The organism is Streptomyces sp. NPDC048643 (assembly GCF_040650615.1).
Classification (GTDB): Bacteria; Actinomycetota; Actinomycetes; order Streptomycetales; family Streptomycetaceae; genus Streptomyces.
On record NZ_JBEZHO010000019.1, the window covers coordinates 20,952 to 39,160 of the forward strand.

Genomic DNA, 18,209 nt, shown 5'->3' on the forward strand with positions numbered 1-18,209 from the left:
CCCGAATCCCCGACCCGCTGGTCATGGGCACGGTCCCCGGTCTGTCAGGATGGAGACATGGGTCAGCCGGCAAAGCGGGAAACGGGAGAATCGGCACTGTCGGAGCTACCGCCGGGACAGCGACTCCAGCGCGGATGGCCGGTCACCCACTACGGACCCGTCCCCAAGTTCCGCCCCGAACGCTGGGAGTTTCGCGTCTTCGGGGCCACCGCCGACGGTGACAAGCGGTGCTGGACCCATGAGGAGTTCACCGCCCTCCCGTACGCCTCCGTCGTCGCCGACCTGCACTGCGTCACGAAGTTCAGCATGCTCGGGGCCGAATGGGGTGGCGTCCCCGCCCGTACGATCCTGGAGATCGCCCCGCCCGCGCCCACCGTCACCCACGTGATGGTCTGGGCCGAGTACGGCTTCAGCTCGAACCTGCGCCTCGCGGACTTCGCCTCCGAGCGCACCATCTTCGCCACCCACAAGGACGGCGAGCTGCTGACGGCGGAACACGGTTTCCCGCTGCGCCTGGTGGTCCCGCAGCTGTACGCGTGGAAGGGCCCCAAGTGGGTCCGCGGCGTCGAGTACATGACCGCCGACCGGCGCGGTTTCTGGGAGGAGCGGGGCTACCACAACGTCGGGGACCCCTGGCGCGAGCAGCGCTACTCCTACCAGGAGGAGCCCGGGGACGGCCCCGAACTCTGAGGTCCGGCGCCGCCTCTCCGGGCGGGTCAGTGGTAGGCGTGCACCACGGCGTGGCCCTTGCCGCGGCCGATCATCCACTTGTTCACGGGCGTGGTGACCACGAAGGCGATCACCAGCGACACGGCCAGCGACACCCAGAAGAGGGCGTCGGCCAGTTCCGTGTCCATCGCGGCCGGCCACAGCGCGATCACGCCGTTGTCGATCAGCTCCATCACCGCGATCGACAGGGTGTCCGCGGCCAGCGCCACCCGGAACGCCGTCCGGAAGGTGACGCCCGCCTTCAGGATGCCGCGGAGCGTGAGCGCGTAGCCGAAGAAGAAGGCCAGCACGATCGCGAGGACCGTGGTCGGCAGGTTCCCCCAGCCGAACGCGGTACCGATCACCATGCCGAGCACCTCGCCGATGGCGCAGCCCGTGAGGCAGTGCAGCGTGGCCTGGGCGGCCATCTGCCAGCTCGCTCCTGTGGGCGCGTGCGCGTGCGCGTGCGTGTGCGGTCCGTGCTCCATGAGGGCCCCCGGCGTCCGGTAGCGGTTCCTGTACCTGTCGGGAACCGTATACCCCCTGGGGGTATTCCCTCCTGTGTGTCTCAGTCGTCGCGCAGCTTCTTCAGCCGTTCGACGTCCGCCGCGTGCCCCTCCTTGCCGCCGGGCGTCTCGATGATCAGCGGGACGCCCTCGGTGGCCGGGTGGGTCATCAGCGCGCGGAACGGGTCCTCGCCGATGTGGCCGGAGCCGATGTTCTCGTGACGGTCCTTGTGCGCGCCGACGACGTCCTTCGAGTCGTTGGCGTGGATCAGCTTCAGCCGCCCCTCGCCGACGGTGTCGACCAGCAGGTCGAGGGTCTGGTGCATGCCGCTCGGGCCGGTCAGGTCGTGGCCGGCCGCGAAGATGTGGCAGGTGTCCAGGCAGACGCCCAGCTTCGGGTGGGCGTCGAGGGCCTCGAAGTACGGTCCGAAGTCCCAGGTCCGCGAGCAGAGCGAGGCGCCCTGGCCCGCGGTCGACTCCAGCAGCAGGAACGGGTCGTCGTCGTGGGTCAGTTCGTCGAGCAGCGGCAGCAGGTGGGCCCGTACCTGCCGGAGGGCGACGGATCGCTCCCGGTTGCCGGTGGCGCTCCCGGTGTGCACGACGACGCCGAGGGCGCCGATCTCCCGGCCGCGGCGCAGCGAGTGCCGCAGCGACTCCACCGACTGCTCGACCGTGGCCTCGGTGTGCGACCCGAAGTTGATCAGGTACGGGGCGTGGACGTAGGCGGGGATCGACTCGGCGGCGCAGGCCGCGCGGAACTCCTCGTCCTGCTTCGGGTTCCCGGCGGGGGTCGCCCAGCCGCGCGGGTTGGCGACGAAGACCTGGACGGTCTCGGCCGCGAGGTCGCGGGCGTAGGACAGGCCGACGGAGCTGAGGCCGCCGGCCACCGGGACATGGCCGCCGACGGGGTTGCGGAGCTGCTTGCTGGTCACACCCATCAGGGTGTCACGCGCCGTCGGCCACTCCACGGGCGGTCCTCGGGCACCCCCGGTGACACCGGTCCGTGAGCCGCGGGTGCTTCGGGCTCAGCGGATCTGGATCGTGATGGTCGAGCCCTTGGGCGCGGTGTCGCCGCCGTCCACCGACTGCTTCTTCACCGTGTCGCCGAAGAGGCCGAGGAGACCGCGGTCCTCGTCGACCTCGAACCCGGCGTCCTTCAGCTTCTGCGTCGCGTCGTTCACGCTGTCGCCCACGACGTCGGGGACCTCGATCATCTCGGGACCCTTGGAGACCGTCAGCGTCACCGTGTCGCCGGTGGCGGCCTCGCGCTCCGGATTCGGCGACTGCTGGGCGATCTGGCCCTTGTCGAACTCGGAGTTGACCTGCTTCGCAGCGATCTTCACCTTCAGACCCGCGTCCTCCAGCTCCGCGGTGGCGTCCTCGACGGACGAGCCGGTGACGTCGGGTACCTCCACCGGGCTGCCCTCGCTGACCACGAGCGCGATCGCCGAACCGGCGCGCCGCGAGGTGCCCGTGTCCGGGTCCGTGCTGATCACCGAGCCCCGGGGGACGTCCTCGCTGAACTCCTTGGTGACCATGCCCGCGGCGAGCCCGGCATCTTTCAGCTCGGCCTTCGCCTTCCCGAGCGCGACGCCCGTCAGGTCGGGCACCTTCACGGTCCTCGGGCCGTCCGACACGGTCAGCGTCACGGAGTCGTTGTCCCGGATCCGCTCACCGACGCCGGGGTCGGTGCTGATGACGCTGCCTCGCTTCACCGTGTCGCTGTAGGCGTGCTTGACCCGCTTGACGTCCAGCCCGGCGTCCTTGAGATGGTCCCTGGCCTGCCGCTCGGTCTGCGTCAGGACCGGCGGGACCTTCGTGAACTGGCCGGAGTTGATGTACCAGACCCCGGCGCCCAGACCGAGCAGCAGCACGAGGGCGGCGACGACGAACAGCATCCCCCGCCGCGGACGCGTGCCCACAGACCGCGAGGGCGCGGCGGGCGGTGCCTGGAGGTAGCCGGTGCTCTCGAACCGGCTGGTCCGGTTGACGCCGTCGCCCTCGTCCTCGTTCACCGGCAGCGGGCGTTGCATGGACAGCGAACGCGGGATCACGCTCGTACGGTCGTGGGCGTTGTCGTGACCCACGGCGAGAGCGCCCGGCGGTACGGCGTCGAGCTGGTCGGCGGTGAGGGCGGCGCGCGCTTCGAGGACCCGGCCCAGCAGCGCCACCGCGTCGGCGGGGCGCACGTCCGGATTGCGGGCCGTGGACGTGGTGACCAGCTCGTCCAGCTCGTACGCCATTCCCGGCACCCGGGCCGACGGTGGCGGCACGTCCGCGTTGAGGTGCTGGTAGAAGACCTGGGCGGGGGAGTCCCCGGTGTGCGGCTTGGCGCCGGTGAGCATCTCGTGGAGGACGACCCCGCACGCGTACACGTCGACGCGGGGGTCGGCGGTGCCGTGCTCGATCTGCTCCGGTGCCAGGTACGAGACGGTGCCGAGGACGGCGCCCGTCGTGCTCGTCACCGTGTCCACCCCGCGCACGAGACCGAAGTCCGCGACCTTGACCCGGCCGTCGTCCCCTATCAGGACGTTCTCCGGCTTCATGTCGCGGTGCACGAACCCGGCGCGGTGCGCGGCGCCGAGCGCGGCGAGCACCGGTTCCAGGATGTCGAGCGCGGCCCGCGGCTGGAGTGCTCCGCGGTCGCGCAGCACGTCGCGCAGGGTGCAGCCGGCGATGTACTCCATGGCGAGGTAGACGTACGACCCGTCCGTGCCCTGGTCGAAGACCTGCACCACGTTGGGGTGCGCCAGCCGGGCCACCGACTTGGCCTCGCGGATGAAACGGTCGACGAACGAACCGTCCGCGGCCAGCGCCGGGTGCATCACCTTGAGCGCGACCACGCGGTCGAGGCGGATGTCCAGGGCCCGGTAGACCGTGGCCATCCCGCCGACCGCGATGCGCGCGTCGACGCGGTAGCGGCCGTCGAGCACGTGTCCGACAAGCGGGTCCTGAAGGGTCGTATCCACGCAGGTGAGTCTACGAGCCGCCACTGTCGGACCGCCCCGTTCGGCCGATACCGGGGCATGACTGCGACCGACCTGTGACGCGCACCGCGCGCACCGGGACCCCTCTCTCGCACTGGCGTCCGACCAGCTCGGGCCCGCTCCCGCGCGGCCGTGGCGCACCGGCCACCGTCGCGCCGGGGGACCGCCGGACATCCCGGAACCCGTGGTCCTCCGCGGCCGCGGCCCCGCGTGGCGAGGCACACATCACACGGTCAGCACCGGGCGTCGCCCGCGTGGAGGGAGGGTGCGCGGGCGTCTCCCGAGCGGTCAGAAGGCCGGACGTTCCGGGTCCAGGACCGCCATGCCGTCGGTGGGGGAGGACGCCGACGCGAAGTGCCGGCGCGGGATGCGGCCCGCCCGCCGTGCCAGGCGCCCGCCCTCCACCGCGTGCCGCATGGCCTCGGCCATCAGCACCGGCTCCTGCGCGCGGGTCACCGCCGAGGCGAGCATCACCCCCGCGCAGCCCAGCTCCATCGCGAGCGCCGCGTCCGACGCCGTACCGGCCCCGGCGTCCAGGATCACCGGCACGCGCGCGTGCTCGACGATCAGCTGGAAGTTGTGCGGGTTGCGGATGCCGAGCCCGGACCCGATGGGCGAGCCGAGCGGCATGACCGCGGCGCAGCCGACGTCCTCCAGCTTGCGCGCGAGGACCGGGTCGTCGTTCGTGTACGGCAGCACCGTGAAGCCGTCGTCGACCAGCGTCTCCGCCGCGTCCAGCAGCTCCACCGGATCCGGCAGCAGGGTGCGCTCGTCGGCGATGACCTCCAGCTTGACCAGGTCGGTGCCGAGCGCCTCGCGCGCGAGACGGGCCGTCAGGACGGCCTCGCCCGCGGTGTAGCAGCCGGCCGTGTTCGGCAGCACCCGGATGCCGAGGCGGTCGAGCACGGAGAGGACCGAGCCGTGCACGGACGCGTTCACGCGCCGCATCGCGACCGTCGTCAGCTCCGTGCCGGACGCCACGAGGGAGCGCTCCAGGACGTCGAGGCTGGGCGCCCCGCCCGTACCCATGATCAGCCGGGAGGTGTAGGTCGTCCCCCCGAGGACGAAGGGGTCGTCGGCCATGGGTCAGCCTCCTTGTACGGCGGTGAGGACCTCGACGCGGTCGCCCTCGGCCAGTGAGGTGGACGACCACCGCCCGCGTGGGACGACGGTCTCGTTCAGGGCGGCGGCCACCCCCGACGGTGCCGGGGTGAGGGTCGCGACGAGTGTGTCGAGAGCGGTCCCGGCGGCGATCCGCTGCCGCTCTCCGTTGACGACGATGTTCATGCGGGCTGCTCCGTGAGGGCGGTGGCGCCGAAGCGCCGCGGGCTGAAGGGGCGGGCTTCGTCCGGGAGTTCGCCGGTGGTCAGGACGTGCGCCATGGCGTCGCCGGTGACCGGCGTGAGGAGCACGCCGTTGCGGAAGTGCCCGGTGGCCAGCAGCAGCCCGTCCAGCGCGGTCGGGCCGAGCAGCGGCGCGTTGTCGGGGGAGCCGGGGCGCAGTCCCGCGCGGGTCTCGGTGAGCGGCAGCTCGGTGATCCCGGGCACCAGCTCATGGGCGTCGCGCAGCAGCTCGTACACACCGCCCGCCGTCACCGTGGTGTCCCAGCCGAGCTCCTCGCTGGTCGCGCCCACGACCAGTTCGCCGTTCTCGCGCGGCACCAGGTACAGGTGGCCGCCGCGCACCACGGCCCGCACGGTGCGGTTCAGGAACGGCGCGTACCGCTGCGGCACGGTCAGCCGCAGCACCTGCCCCTTCACCGGGCGCACCGGCGGCAGGACGTCGTCGGGGACACCTGCCAGCTGCCCGCTGAGACTGCCCCCGGCCAGCACCACCTGGCCGGCGCCGAGTTCGGTGCCGTCCGAGGTGACCACTCCGGCGGCCCGGTCACGGACGACGGTCAGGCGCTCCGCCCACGTCCGGTGGATGCTCACCCCGGCCCGTTCGCACGCCGTGACCAGGGCCGCCGCGAGGCGCCGCGGGTCGATCTGGTGGTCGCCGTCGACCCGCAGGCCGCCGCGCACCCCGGGCGCGAGCATCGGTTCGAGACGGCGGCACTCCCGACCGGTCAGCCACTGCGAGTCGAGCCCCGAACGGCTCTGTAGCGCGTGGAGTTCCCTCAGGTGGGCGCGGTCGTCGGCGTCCAGCGCGACGGCCAGCGTGCCGCACTGGCGATAGCCCAGATCCTGGCCGGTCGCCTCGGTGAGCTCGGCCGCGAAGTCCGGGTAGCGGCGCGCGGAGGCGAGATTGAGGCCGAGCAGGGTCTCCTCGCCGTAGTGCAGCTCGGTGACGGCGGCGAGCATCCCGGCCGCGACCTGCGCGGCCCCGCCACCCGGCTCGGGGTCGACGAGCGCGGTGGTGAACCCGCGCTGCGCGGCCCGCCAGGCCGTGACCAGCCCGATGATCCCGCCCCCGATGACGAGGACGTCGGACGAACGTGTAGGCGACATGGGCGTCCAGCCCCTCCCTTCGCCGGCATGACCCGGATCAGGTTCGTACGGTCGGAGGCCGCCCCAGCCTCCCTCTCAGCCCGTTGCGTACGGGCTCCCGCGAGTGCTTTACGGTGGCCACCCTAGCCCGCCCTGCCCGGACTCAGTAAGGGAGCCTCCGCCCATGGCACGCTCGCTCGACGGCCTCGTCCTCGCCCCGGTCGCCGACCAGGCGCCGGGTCAGGTGGGGACCCGTACCCGGTTCGCCTACCGCGAGGCGGACGGCACGGTCTGGGCCGACTACACGGGCGGCGAGGTCGTCCGCGGACACCTCGTCGGGACCCGCGAGGGCGACCGCCTCAACTTCCGCTACGTCCAGCTCAGGACGGACGGCGTCACCTCGTCCGGGCACTGCGTGTCCCTCGTGACCGAACTGCCCGACGGCCGTGTGCGGCTGGAGGAGACCTGGGCCTGGGAGTCGCAGGCCGGGTCGGGCACCAGCGTCGTCGAAGAGGTGCTTGAGACGGCCCCTGTGCAGCAGATCACCGAGCACGTCCGCTGACTGACGGATTGTCAGGTGTCTATGGTGATCGGGTGAGCGAGCAGACGCAGGCGAAGGCGCAGGGGTCCCCCGCACGGCGGGTCGTGGTGGTGGGCGCGGGCATGGCCGGGGTGCAGACGGCGGTCGCCCTGCGCGAGCAGGGCTTCACGGGCACCGTCACGCTGATCGGCGCGGAGCCGCACCAGCCGTACGACCGGCCACCGCTGTCCAAGGCGGTCCTGCTCGGCAAGGCCGAGGGCTCCGCCTTCGACGTCGACTTCGAGGCCCTGGACATCGACCTGCGGCTCGGCCTGGAGGCGCTCGGCGTACGCGCCGGGGACCACGAACTCGACACGGCGGGCGGGCCGGTCCCGTACGACGTCCTGGTCGTCGCCACCGGCGCCGAACCGATCCGGCTGCCCGGCGCCGAGGGCGTGCCGGGGGTGCACCTGCTGCGCACGCTGGACGACGCCGACCGGCTGCGGCCCGTCCTGCTCCAGCAGCACGACATCGTGGTCGTCGGCGCCGGCTGGATCGGCGCCGAGTTCGCGACCGCCGCGCGCGAGGCCGGCTGCGCGGTGACGGTCGTCGAGGCCGCCGACCGGCCGCTCGCCGCCGCGCTGCCCGCCGAGGTGGCCGCGCCGATGGCCGGCTGGTACGCGGACAGCGGCGCCACGCTGCGCACGCACACGCGCGTGGAGCGCGTCGAGCCCGGCGCCGTGGTCCTGGACGACGGCTCCCGGGTGCCCGCGGGCGCCGTGGTCGTCGGTATCGGGGCACGGCCCGCGACGGGGTGGATCGCCGCCTCCGGCATCGCGCTCGGCGCCGACCGCGAGATCCTCGCCGACAACCACCTGCGCACCTCGCTGCCGGACGTCTACGCCGTCGGGGACTGCGCCTCCTTCCCGTCGGGGCGCTACGAGGACCGCCTCCTCGTCCACCACTGGGACAACGCGCTCCAGGGGCCGCGCACGGTCGCCGCGAACATCGTCGGCGAGACGCCCGCCGCCTACGACCCGGTGCCGTACTTCTGGTCCGAGCAGTTCGGCCGCTTCGTGCAGTACGTCGGCCATCACACGCCCGCCGACACCCTGGTGTGGCGCGGCGACCCCTCGGGCGCGGCCTGGTCGGTGTGCTGGCTCCGCGAGACACGCCTGGTCGCCCTCCTGGCGGTGGGCCGCCCGAGGGATCTCGCGCAGGGCCGCCGGCTCATCGAGGCGGGCGCCCGCATGGACCCGCTGCTGCTCGCGGACCCGTCGAGGCCGCTGAAGACCGCCACGTTCTAGAGCCGGGGCGCCTCCGTCACCCCAGGTCGGACGCCCTCGGCTTCCGACTGTCGGTCCGGGATGGCAGGCTTGTCCCGTGACCGAGATTGACGCAAAGATCGATGCTCTCGTCCCCGCCTGGCTCACCCTCCCCGACATCGCCGAACAGTTCGGCGTCGAGGTGACCCGCGTCCGGCAGCTGGTCAAGGACGGCCAGCTCATCGCCGTACGCCGTGGTGAGAACCGCGCGCTGCACGTCCCCGCCGCCTTCATCGACGCGGACGAGCAGAAGGTCGTCAAGGGCCTGGCCGGCACCCTGACGCTCCTGAGGGACGACGGCTACTCCGACGAAGAGGCCCTCGAATGGCTCTTCACCCCCGACGCGACCCTGCCCGGCACCCCCGCGCAGGCTCTGAGCGAGAATCGCGGCACGGAGGTGAAGCGTCGCGCCCAGGCGCTCGCCGTCTGACCTGACACGAGACAGTCCGGCGCGGGGAGCGCGGCGGCCGGGACCAATCCGGCCGCCGCGGCTCCCCGCGCACCGACCACGGGGGACCCACGCATGCCCGCAGCAGCCACTTCCGCCCGCGCCCGGCTCGCCGACGCCCGCCTCTACCTCTGCACCGACGCCCGCAGGCGCCAGGGAGACCTCGCCGAGTTCCTCGACACGGTCCTGGCGAGCGGGGTCGACATCGTGCAGCTGCGCGACAAGGGCATGGAGGCGGCGGAGGAGCTGGAACACCTCCGGGTCTTCGCGGACGCGTGTGCCCGCCACGGCAAGCTCCTCGCGGTCAACGACCGCGCCGACGTCGCCCACGCCGTCGGCGCCGACGTGCTGCACCTCGGCCAGGGCGACCTTCCGGTTCCCGCGGCCCGCGCCATCCTCGGCGACGAGGCGCTGATCGGCCGTTCGACGCACGCGGGCCCGGAGGCCGAGGCCGCCGCCGTCCAGGACGGCGTGGACTACTTCTGCACCGGCCCCTGCTGGCCCACCCCCACCAAGCCCGGCCGGCACGCACCCGGCCTCGACCTGGTCCGGCACACCGCCGCCCTCGGGACCGACCGCCCCTGGTTCGCGATCGGCGGCATCGACCTCGGCCGCCTCGACGAGGTGCTCGAAGCGGGAGCCCGCCGCGTCGTCGTCGTGCGGGCGATCACCGAGGCGGACGACCCGGGCGCTGCGTCCGCCGAGTTCGCGAAGCGGCTGCGCGCGGCGTAGGCGCGGGCCGCGAATGCCGCGCCCGCAGGGGCCGTCGGGGGCGCGGCGAACCGCGCGCCGAGCCCCCACCGGCGAGGCGGCGAAACGACGGCCCGCAGCAGGGGCGGGGGCGAAGCCCCGAGGGCTCCGCGGCCGGGAACAGACGTGCCCGTAGGCCGAGACCAGGCCCTCTGTCCGAGGGGTGGACAAGAAACCGGCAGATGGGACAAATCGCGTCGGTTCGGTTGGGGGAGGGGCACCCTCTGGCTAACCTGCGAGTATGGCCCTCGGATCTGCTTCCACCAGGACTGATCGCGCACGCACCGTGCGCGACATGCTCGCGACCGGCAAACAGACGTGCTCGTTCGAGTTCTCCGCGCCCAAGACCCCGAAGGGTGAGCGGAACCTGTGGAACGCCCTGCGACGGGTCGAGGCCGTCGCGCCCGACTTCGTCTCGGTGACCTACGGGGCCGGCGGCTCCACCCGGGCCGGCACGGTCAAGGAGACCGAGCAGATCGTGCTCGACACGACGCTCACCCCGGTCGCCCACCTGACCGCCGTCAATCACTCGGTCGCGGAACTGCGCAACATCATCGGGCAGTACGCGGACGCCGGTATCCGCAACATGCTGGCCGTGCGCGGCGACCCGCCGGGCGACCCCATGGGCGACTGGGTGCCGCACCCCAAGGGTCTGACCTACGCCGCCGAACTCGTGCGCCTCATCAAGGAGTCGGGCGATTTCTGCGTCGGGGTGGCGGCCTTCCCCGAGATGCACCCGCGGTCCACGGAATGGGACCTGGACGTCTCCCACTTCGTCGACAAGTGCCGCGCCGGCGCCGACTACGCGATCACCCAGATGTTCTTCCAGCCGGAGTCCTACCTGCGGCTGCGCGACCGTGTGGCCGAGGCCGGCTGCGAGACCCCGGTCATCCCCGAGATCATGCCGGTGACGAGCGTGCGGATGCTGGAGCGGCTGCCACAGCTCTCGAACGCCTCGCTCCCGGACGCCCTGAAAGAGCGGATCCTCACAGTCAAAGACGATCCGGCGGCTGTACGCTCCCTTGGCATCGAGTTCGCGACGGAGTTCTGTGCGAGGCTGTTGGCCGAGGGAGTCCCCGGACTGCACTTCATCACGCTGAACAACTCCACGGCGACGCTGGAAATCTACGAGAATCTGGGCCTGCACCACCCACAGCAGGCCTAGACCGGTCGCACCCGCGTACGACAGACTGCGTGCGGCCACTGGGAGAGGGGCGTACATGGGCTTGACGGTCCTCTATCTTGCATTCGGCATCGTCGCGCTGTGGCTGCTCGGCGAGGTGCTGTTGCAGTACAAGGCGCGCCTGCGGTTCCGGCTGCTCGCCTTCGTCGGTTTCCTCGGTGTCGTCCTCGGCGTCCTGATGCACTCCGTCGTGGTCATCGGTCTGGGCGCGGTCGCGTTCACCGTCGGCCAGACGTACGTGACGCTCTCCTTCCGCAAGGGCTTCGCGCAGGGCTGGGCCATCAACGGCCGCTCCGCGTCCGAGAAGCCGGCCAAGCCCAGCAAGCGCCGTCGCGGCGAGCCGGACCTCGCGGACCCGTCACCGGAGCCCTCCGACCTCGAATCGACCGGCGGGGCGTCCTACGCCCACGAGGACCCGTACCCCGGCGAGGACGACGTCTTCGCGCCCGCCCAGTCCGACCGGTTCATGCCCCCGGGTGCCGGCGAGCCCACGGCCGCCGAGTCCACCGCGGTCTACGAGCCGCAGCCCCTGCCCGACGACACCGGCTCCTACGGCGTGTACGACGCCAACGCCTACGCGGCCGCCGCGGACCAGTCCTACGCCGGTGCCTCCCAGGACCAGCAGGCGTACGCGGCGACGGCCCAGTCCCAGGACCAGCAGGCCTACGCGTACGACGGCTACACCGGCTACGACCAGCAGCAGTACGGCTACGACAACGGCCAGCAGCAGTACGCCGCCTACTCCGACCCGTACATCGGCACGCAGACGTACTCCGGCGCCTCGTACGACACCACGGGCTACGGCGACCAGCAGCAGTACACGCAGCAGCAGGGCTACGGCCAGGACCAGTACGGCAACGGCACGTACGGCGGCGAGACCCCGGCCGGTGGTGTCTGGGTGCCGCAGCAGCGCAACACCGACGAGTCCTACGGCGGCGAACTCCCGCCCGAGCAGCAGCAGTACCCCTACCAGGGGAACGGCGGCGGCAACGGCAACAACACCGGGTACGACGAGCAGTACCGGTACTGACCGGCGCACCGCGCGGGAGGGCCCGAACCGGCGCTGACGCGTGTCCCCGCGGCTCCCGTCACTGCGAGCCCTGGAAGTCCGGTCCCTCCACGATCAGTCCCGCCACCAGGGCGCCCGACATGCCCGCGTGCGGCAGACCGCCGCCGGGATGCGCCCATCCCCCGGCCGTGAACAGCCCCGGCAGCCGCGTGCTGTTCGACGGATGCAGCAGCCGTCCGTCCGCCGCGGCGAGCGCCGGGGCGGGAACCGCGCCCCCCGCGGCACCGGTCACCTCCGCCACATCGGCGGGTGTCCGGACCTCGTGCCACAGCAGCCGGTCCCGCAGACCCGGCAGGGCCCGCTCTGCGGTGTCGAGGACCCGCTCCACGTCCGCCTCGGACACCGGAGCACCCGAGGGCACCGTGACGGTCAGCGTGACCGCCTCGTGGCCGCTGTCGGGCACCGGGGCAGGGTCGTCGGGCCGCGAGACCACGACGGTCGGCGCCACGGGCGGACCCGGGCGCTCACCGAAGATCCCCTCCAACTCCCCCTCCCGGTCGGTCGTGTGGACCACCGTCCGGTGCGCCGTCCCCGCGGGACGCCCGCCGCGCAGCGCGAGCAGGACGGTCAGCCGGCTCGCGCCCCCGGACCGCGCCGGCACGTCGTCGACGCTCCGGATCACCGTCCCGTGCAGCAGGGCGTCGAGGACTCCGGGGGCCACACCGGCGACCACGAAGTCCGCCTCCTCGAAGGCGCCCCCGCCCGGGCTGGAAGCACCGGCGCCGTCCGGGGACAGCTCCACACCGACGGCCCGGCCGTCCTTCTCCACGATCCGCTCGACCGGCGTCCCGAACCGGAACTCGACCCTGCGGGCCACGCACCGCTCGTACACCGCGCGCGCCAGCTCCCGGACGCCGCCGCGCACGTACCAGGTGCCGAAGGCGTGCTCCATGTACGGCAGCACCGCGGCGCTCGCGGGCGTGACGCGCGGGTCGAGCCCGTACGCCAGGGCGTGGCTCTCCAGGAGGGCCGCCAGACGGGCGTCCCGCAGCTCCCAGGCGGCGACCTCGGCGAGCGTGCCGGCCCGGCGGGTACGCAGCAGCTTCCTGTGCGGCTCCGAGGGATACGGGTCGCGCCCGGCCAGCACCGGCCAGTTGGGCCACAGGGGCTCCTCCAGGAGCGGTCTGCGCGCGCGGTCCCACGCCTCGCGGGCCCGCACCAGGAAGTCGCCCCACCGCGCGCCGGCACCCGAGCCGAGCGCTTCGTCCAGCGCGGAGAGCACCCCCGCGCGCGAGGCGTTCGGCAGCGACACCTCGGTGCCGTCGGCGAAGACGTGCCGCGACGACGGGTCGACCTGCACCAGGCCGACGCAGTCCTCCAGCGGCTGCCTGCCCGTCTTGACGAACAGGTCGCGGTAGACCGCGGGCAGCGGCAGCAGGCCGGGGCCGGTGTCGAACGCGAAGCCGTCACGCTCGAAGCGGCCCACGGAACCGCCGTACGTCTCCGCCCGCTCGTACACCACCACCCGGTGGCCCGCGACGGCCAGCCGGGCGGCGGCCGCCATCGCGCCCATCCCGGCGCCGATCACCGCAATCCGTCCCATGCCGGCGACTTTATCGGCCGCCACCGACAGCCCGGTCCACGAGGTCGGACGAGTGGTCCGGGCCCGCGCGGGACCGCTCGGCGCCGGACGGTCGCCGAGGTCAGTCCCGGTGCACGGGCCCGGTTCTGTCGGGTGGCCGCCCGACCCGTTCCGCGAGCCGTTTCTCCTCCCGGCGCTGCGCCCTGCGGCGCATGAACCGCCGGATGCGCGAGACGAGGAAGTAGACCACCACGAGGCCGCTGAACAGCAGGACCGCCGCGATGATCGCCGCCGCCTCGGGATGGAACATGGCGAACGTGAGGATGCCCGCGACGCCGAGATCCTCGGCGGTGCTCATCACGAAGTTGCTGAACGGCTCGGGCGAGGTGTTGATCGCCATCCGGGTCCCGGCCTTGACCGTGTGGCTCGCCAGCGCCGTGGAGCCGCCGAGCACACCCGCCCACAGGTCGGAGACGGAGCCGCTCTGTCCGGCGAGCAGGGCCCCGACCCAGGCGCCCGCCGCGGGCCGGACCACGGTGTGCACGGAGTCCCAGACCGAGTCGACGTACGGGATCTTGTCCGCGACCGCCTCGAAGAGGAACAGCACGCCGACGGTGATCAGGATCTCGGGGCGCTGGAGCGTCTCCGGGACCTCGTCGGTCAGCCCGGTCGCGCCGAAGATGCCGAGGAGCAGCACCACCGCGTACGCGTTGATGCCGCTGGCCCAGCCGCTGGTGAAGACCAGGGGGAGTACGGACACGGACGCGATCGTAGCCACTCGCCGGGCGCACGTCCTGGGCATCCGTGCGCAGGCCTGAGTATCCGTACCCATGCGCCGAGATGAGTAGGCGCACGGATGGCTTCCGACCTGCGGGAACGAGAGAGTGGAGGCACGGAGGGGGCGCGGCTCCGGTACCGCCGACACGGGGCGGCGGAACGGAACACGCGCCCTTGGCCGCTCCTTCCGCCGGCAGGCCCGGCGGGAGTGAGGCACGGGGGAGCCCGGAGGACGACCGAACGGGGTCTCGTCGGGGAACGCACGGGGGAGCACGACGGAGCGCCGGTTGGCAGGGCCCGCGGGGGACGCGGCCACTGCGGACCGGCGCTTTCGTGTGCTCAGCTGTGGCCGCTGACCCGTCCCTGGAGGAGCCGGGAGAGCGCCGCGTGGACGTCGTCCAGGGAGCGCTCGGGCTGGAACGCCTGCCAGTCCAGGGCCGCCACGAGGACCATCCCGACCAGAGCCGCCGCGGTCAGCGGGATGTCGATCTCGTCGCTCAGCTCGCCCCCGGCGACAGCGTCGCGCAGCACGCCTTCCACGACGGCGACCGCCTGCTGCCGCACCACCATCAGCGTGGACTGCCAGGCCCGGTTGGTGCGCCACAGCTCGGCCACGTACAGCTGGGTGAAGGCCGGGTAGCGGTCGATGAAGACGAGACCGGCGCGGATCATCGCGTCCAGCGCGTCGACCTTGCTGCCGCCGTCCCGCGCGGTGCCCTCCGCCGCGTCCCGCAGCGAGGCGGTGAGGAGTCCCACCCCGTGCCGCAGCAGCTCCTCGAAGAGGACCGACTTGCTCGCGAAGTTGTAGTAGACCGTGCCCTTCGCGACCCCGGCGCGTTCCGCGATCTCGTCCACCGTGGTGGCGGAGAAGCCCTGCTCGGCGATGAGGGTGACGGCCGCCTCGTAGAGCTTCTGTCGGGTGGCCTCGCGCCGGCCGCCGCCGCCCGCCGTGGTGCTGCTGCTTTCCATGGTCCCGATTCTCACAGGAGCGCCCGCGCGTGGAGTCACAGGCTCAGCTCCGGGTGCAGCCGGTCGAGGGTCCACACCTGTTTGCGGTGTGCCGACAGGGCGGTCAGGGCGAGGGCGCCCGCGGTGAAGGCGGTCAGGACGGCGCAGGCCAGCCAGACGGGTCCCAGGCCGCCCCCGGTGATGAGCCGGCGCAGCGCCTCGACCACGTAACTCATCGGCAGGAAGGGGTGGATCGCGTTGAAGAAGCCCGGACTGGTCTGGACGGGGTAGGTGCCGCCCGCGGACGTCAGCTGGAGCATCAGGAGCGCGAGGACGAGGATCCGTCCGGCCGCTCCGAAGCGCGCGTTGAGCCACTGCACGATCGCCGCGAAGCACGCGGTGACGAGGAACAGGAACCCGACCGTTCCGGCGGCCCGCACCATCTGGAGGCCGATCGCCCAGTGCAGCACCGCCATCAGCGCGGCGGTCTGGAGGACGCCGACGGCGGCGACCGGGAGCCAGCCCGCCAGCGCGATGCGCCAGGCCGAGGCGCCCGCGGCGAGCGCGCGCCGGTTCAGCGGCTGGATCAGCATGTACGCCACCATCGCGCCCACCCACAGGGACAACGGGATGAAGTACGGGGCGAATCCGGTGCCGTAGTTGGGCGCCTTGTGCAGGTCCCTGGAGGCCAGTTGGACCGGGTCGGCCATGACCTGCGTCCGCCGGTCGCGGTCGTGCTTGTCGTAGTCGGGGATCTTCTTGGCGCCGTCGTGCAGCCCGCCGGCGAGTTTGTCGGAACCGCCGACGAGCTTGTACAGGCCGCCGTCGAGCGTGGTCGCGCCCGTCTTCAGGCGCCCGAGGCCGTCGTCGAGGTCGGCGGCGCCGGACTTGGCGGTGCCGAGCCCGGAGTGCAGCCGCTTCGCCCCCTTGGCGACCTTCGAGGCACCGTCGTTCAGCTTGTTGATCTTGGAGACGGCGTCGTCGAGGTCCTCGGAGAGGTGCGGCGAGCGGTCCGCGAGGGCCTGCGCCTGCTTCCCCAGCGTCTTCAGGTTCTTGTCCATCGCGGCGAGGTCGCCGTCCTGGTCGTCGATCAGCGTGTTGAGGTCGTCGGCGACCTTCACGACGTCGGAGGCGGCCTCCTTCGCCTTCTTCAGCTCGGGACACGCCGGGTCGGGGACGGGCAGGGTCGTGCACCGCGCGCGGTAGACGCCGTCCAGCGCGTCGGACGCCGCGTGGGCGCCCTTGGCCGCCAGCGGGGCCGTCGTCACCAGGGTGTCCAGGTTGTGGCGGATCCCCGTGGTCGAGTCGGCGACGAGCTGGGCGGTGTCCCCGATCGACTTCTCGTTGTCCTTCAGGAACGGGCCCACCTTGTCAGCGACCCCGTTGACCTTGTCCGCCAACTGCTGGGTGCCGTCCGCGACCTGACGCGATCCGTCCTCCAGGTCGCCGGCGCCCGTGGTGAGCTTCTTCAGGCCGCCGGAGAGCTTCCCGCTGCCCTTCTTGGCCTCCTTCAGGCCGTCGGCCAGGTCCTTGGAACCCTTCTTCGCCTTGCCGAGGCCGCCGTTGAGCTCGTCGGCCCCCTCCGCCGCCTGCACGGTCTTCCCGTGGATGTCCGAGAACGAGATGAAGATCTTGTCCAGGAACGAGCGCGAGGTCTTCGTGGACGCCGCCGTGCGGACCTCGCTGAACACCGTCCGGGAGATCTGCCCCACGATGTAGTTGTTCGCGTCGTTGGTCCGCACCTGGAGGGCGCTCGTCTCGGGCGAGCTCCCGGAGCTGGACGCGATCCGCTCGCTGAAGTCGCCCGGCATGGTGAGCGACAGGTAGTACGTGCCGTCCTCGATGCCCCGCTGCGCCTCGGCGGAACTCACCTCGTGCCATTCGAAGGTGTCGCTGTCGTGCAGCCCCTCGGTGATGTCGTCGCCGACCTCGATCTTCCTGCCGGCGGCGGTGGCTCCCTTGTCGTCGTTCACCAACGCCACGGGTATGCGGTCGAGTCGGCCGTACGGGTCCCAGAACGACCACAGGTAGAGCGCGCCGTACAGCAGGGGCAGCAGCAGGAGAGCGGCCAGCGCGGCGCGGGGGAGCTTGCCCCGCCCGAAGCGGCGGAGCTCAAGAGCGGCCAGTTTCGGCGAGCGCATCGGCCGACTCCTTGTCGTCGTCGTTGTCTTCGCTGTCGCTGTCGCTGTCGCTGTCGCTGTCGCTGTCGGCGGGGGCATCGGTGTCCGCCGACGCCGCGGTGGTGGACACGACGGGGACGCCCTCGGGGGCCTCGCTGCACACGGCGAGCACGGTGATGCCGGACTCGGCCAGGGAGGACAACAGGGCCCACGCGTCGGCCCGTTCGGCGTCCGACAGCTTCAGGTCCGTGTCGTCGACGCCGAGCAGCAGGGGGCCCCCGATCAGGGCCAGGGCGATCTCCAGCCGCAGCGCTTCGAGGCGCTCCAGATCCCGTACGGCGGTCCTGGCCCCCTTGGGGAGCGCCTCCCGGTCGAGCCCCGCGGCGGTCAGCGCGGCCTCGATCCGCAGCTCGGCCTCGCGTGCCCGCTCGCCGCGTGGTCGCAGCAGGGACCGCAGTGAACCGCCGAACCGCCGCTGCAGCAGCGCCCGTTCCCGCAGGTGCTCCCCGACGGTCAGCGCCGGGTCGAGGTCCGTGACCCCGGGCACGTGCGCGACCGCGCTCACCCGCCGCACCGCGCCCAACTGCTTCGGCAGTCGCGACGGACCGACGGCCGCCGTCCCCTCGGTGGCCTTCATCCGTCCCGTGAGTGCGAGCAACAGACAGGTACGGCCCGACCCGGACGGTCCCTCGATCGCGACGAGCGATCCCGGCTCCACGTCGAACCGGACCCCGCGGAACGCCCAGCCGCGGGGTCCCCTGAGCCCGAACTCCTCGGCCGTGACGCCCAGTCCGTGCGGACCGTCCACAGCTTCCCCATCCCCTGGAACATCGAACTACTTTTGAACTGACTGGTCAGTGCAAAAACTACTCCGAACCTTCGATCGAAGCAAAATCCCAGGTCAGAACGGATTGTCA

Annotated in this window: 18 protein-coding genes and 1 riboswitch; of the genes, 7 read left to right on the forward strand and 11 right to left on the reverse strand. The window is 72.4% G+C overall.

Features of this window, described 5'->3' with window-relative positions; genetic code table 11:
- The first annotated feature begins 57 nt into the window (after nt 1–57).
- A complete protein-coding gene (locus AB0C62_RS20295; RefSeq protein WP_362974975.1) occupies nt 58–690 on the forward strand; it encodes a sulfite oxidase-like oxidoreductase in 633 nt (210 codons plus the stop codon).
- Between the two features lie 26 nt (nt 691–716).
- On the opposite strand, the gene AB0C62_RS20300 is transcribed toward AB0C62_RS20295, so the two are convergent.
- The 6 genes from AB0C62_RS20300 to thiO form a co-directional block, all read right to left on the reverse strand.
- Nucleotides 717–1,196, reverse strand: coding sequence for a DUF4396 domain-containing protein (locus AB0C62_RS20300; RefSeq protein ID WP_362974977.1), 480 nt, complete (start codon nt 1,194–1,196; stop codon nt 717–719).
- A gap of 80 nt (nt 1,197–1,276) precedes the next feature.
- Nucleotides 1,277–2,146: a deoxyribonuclease IV gene (locus AB0C62_RS20305; protein ID WP_362974979.1), complete on the reverse strand. Its 870-nt coding sequence runs from the start codon at nt 2,144–2,146 to the stop codon at nt 1,277–1,279.
- A gap of 93 nt (nt 2,147–2,239) precedes the next feature.
- Nucleotides 2,240–4,183: a Stk1 family PASTA domain-containing Ser/Thr kinase gene (pknB, locus tag AB0C62_RS20310; RefSeq protein ID WP_362974981.1), complete on the reverse strand. Its 1,944-nt coding sequence runs from the start codon at nt 4,181–4,183 to the stop codon at nt 2,240–2,242.
- Between the two features lie 306 nt (nt 4,184–4,489).
- On the reverse strand, nt 4,490–5,284 hold the full coding sequence (locus tag AB0C62_RS20315; RefSeq protein ID WP_362974983.1) for a thiazole synthase: 795 nt from the start codon (nt 5,282–5,284) through the stop codon (nt 4,490–4,492).
- Between the two features lie 3 nt (nt 5,285–5,287).
- Nucleotides 5,288–5,488 carry a sulfur carrier protein ThiS gene (gene thiS, locus AB0C62_RS20320; RefSeq protein WP_362974985.1) on the reverse strand — a complete coding sequence of 67 codons (201 nt, stop codon included), beginning with the start codon at nt 5,486–5,488 and terminating at the stop codon, nt 5,288–5,290.
- Nucleotides 5,485–6,651, reverse strand: a complete 1,167-nt coding sequence (gene thiO, locus AB0C62_RS20325) for a glycine oxidase ThiO (RefSeq protein ID WP_362974987.1) — start codon at nt 6,649–6,651, stop codon at nt 5,485–5,487. The genes thiS and thiO overlap by 4 nt, the downstream gene beginning before the upstream one ends.
- A riboswitch (TPP riboswitch) is annotated at nt 6,649–6,762 on the reverse strand. It overlaps the preceding gene by 3 nt.
- Nucleotides 6,763–6,814: 52 nt before the next feature.
- On the opposite strand from thiO, the gene AB0C62_RS20330 reads away from it, so the two are divergent.
- The 6 genes from AB0C62_RS20330 (at nt 6,815) to AB0C62_RS20355 (ending at nt 11,886) form a co-directional block, all read left to right on the forward strand.
- On the forward strand, nt 6,815–7,192 hold the full coding sequence (locus AB0C62_RS20330) for a hypothetical protein (protein ID WP_362974989.1): 378 nt from the start codon (nt 6,815–6,817) through the stop codon (nt 7,190–7,192).
- A gap of 32 nt (nt 7,193–7,224) precedes the next feature.
- The gene (locus AB0C62_RS20335; protein ID WP_362974991.1) at nt 7,225–8,457 is read left to right on the forward strand and encodes an FAD-dependent oxidoreductase; all 1,233 of its coding nucleotides are present in this window, start codon (nt 7,225–7,227) and stop codon (nt 8,455–8,457) included.
- Nucleotides 8,458–8,533: 76 nt separating this feature from the next.
- Complete coding sequence (locus tag AB0C62_RS20340; protein ID WP_362974993.1) at nt 8,534–8,905, forward strand: Rv2175c family DNA-binding protein; 372 nt, start codon at nt 8,534–8,536, stop codon at nt 8,903–8,905.
- 93 nt (nt 8,906–8,998) lie between these two features.
- Entirely contained in the window at nt 8,999–9,655 is a 657-nt protein-coding gene (thiE, locus tag AB0C62_RS20345) for a thiamine phosphate synthase (RefSeq protein WP_362974995.1), read from the forward strand.
- Between the two features lie 259 nt (nt 9,656–9,914).
- Complete coding sequence (gene metF, locus AB0C62_RS20350) at nt 9,915–10,838, forward strand: methylenetetrahydrofolate reductase [NAD(P)H] (RefSeq protein ID WP_362974997.1); 924 nt, start codon at nt 9,915–9,917, stop codon at nt 10,836–10,838.
- A gap of 55 nt (nt 10,839–10,893) precedes the next feature.
- Nucleotides 10,894–11,886 (forward strand): hypothetical protein, encoded by a 993-nt coding sequence (locus AB0C62_RS20355; RefSeq protein ID WP_362974999.1) that lies wholly within the window; start codon nt 10,894–10,896, stop codon nt 11,884–11,886.
- 58 nt (nt 11,887–11,944) lie between these two features.
- Here the strand turns inward: AB0C62_RS20355 and AB0C62_RS20360 are convergent, their stop codons facing one another.
- The 5 genes from AB0C62_RS20360 to AB0C62_RS20380 all read right to left on the reverse strand — a co-directional run bounded on the left by AB0C62_RS20360 (nt 11,945) and on the right by AB0C62_RS20380 (nt 18,100).
- On the reverse strand, nt 11,945–13,468 hold the full coding sequence (locus AB0C62_RS20360; protein ID WP_362975001.1) for an NAD(P)/FAD-dependent oxidoreductase: 1,524 nt from the start codon (nt 13,466–13,468) through the stop codon (nt 11,945–11,947).
- A 100-nt stretch (nt 13,469–13,568) separates the two neighbouring features.
- Nucleotides 13,569–14,207: a DUF4126 domain-containing protein gene (locus AB0C62_RS20365; RefSeq protein ID WP_362975003.1), complete on the reverse strand. Its 639-nt coding sequence runs from the start codon at nt 14,205–14,207 to the stop codon at nt 13,569–13,571.
- Nucleotides 14,208–14,563: 356 nt separating this feature from the next.
- On the reverse strand, nt 14,564–15,193 hold the full coding sequence (locus AB0C62_RS20370; protein ID WP_362975005.1) for a TetR/AcrR family transcriptional regulator: 630 nt from the start codon (nt 15,191–15,193) through the stop codon (nt 14,564–14,566).
- Nucleotides 15,194–15,228: 35 nt separating this feature from the next.
- Complete coding sequence (locus AB0C62_RS20375) at nt 15,229–17,313, reverse strand: YhgE/Pip domain-containing protein (protein WP_362975007.1); 2,085 nt, start codon at nt 17,311–17,313, stop codon at nt 15,229–15,231.
- Complete coding sequence (locus AB0C62_RS20380) at nt 17,285–18,100, reverse strand: ATP-binding cassette domain-containing protein (RefSeq protein ID WP_362975009.1); 816 nt, start codon at nt 18,098–18,100, stop codon at nt 17,285–17,287. Before AB0C62_RS20380 ends, AB0C62_RS20375 begins: the two co-directional genes overlap by 29 nt.
- Nucleotides 18,101–18,209: the final 109 nt, after the last annotated feature.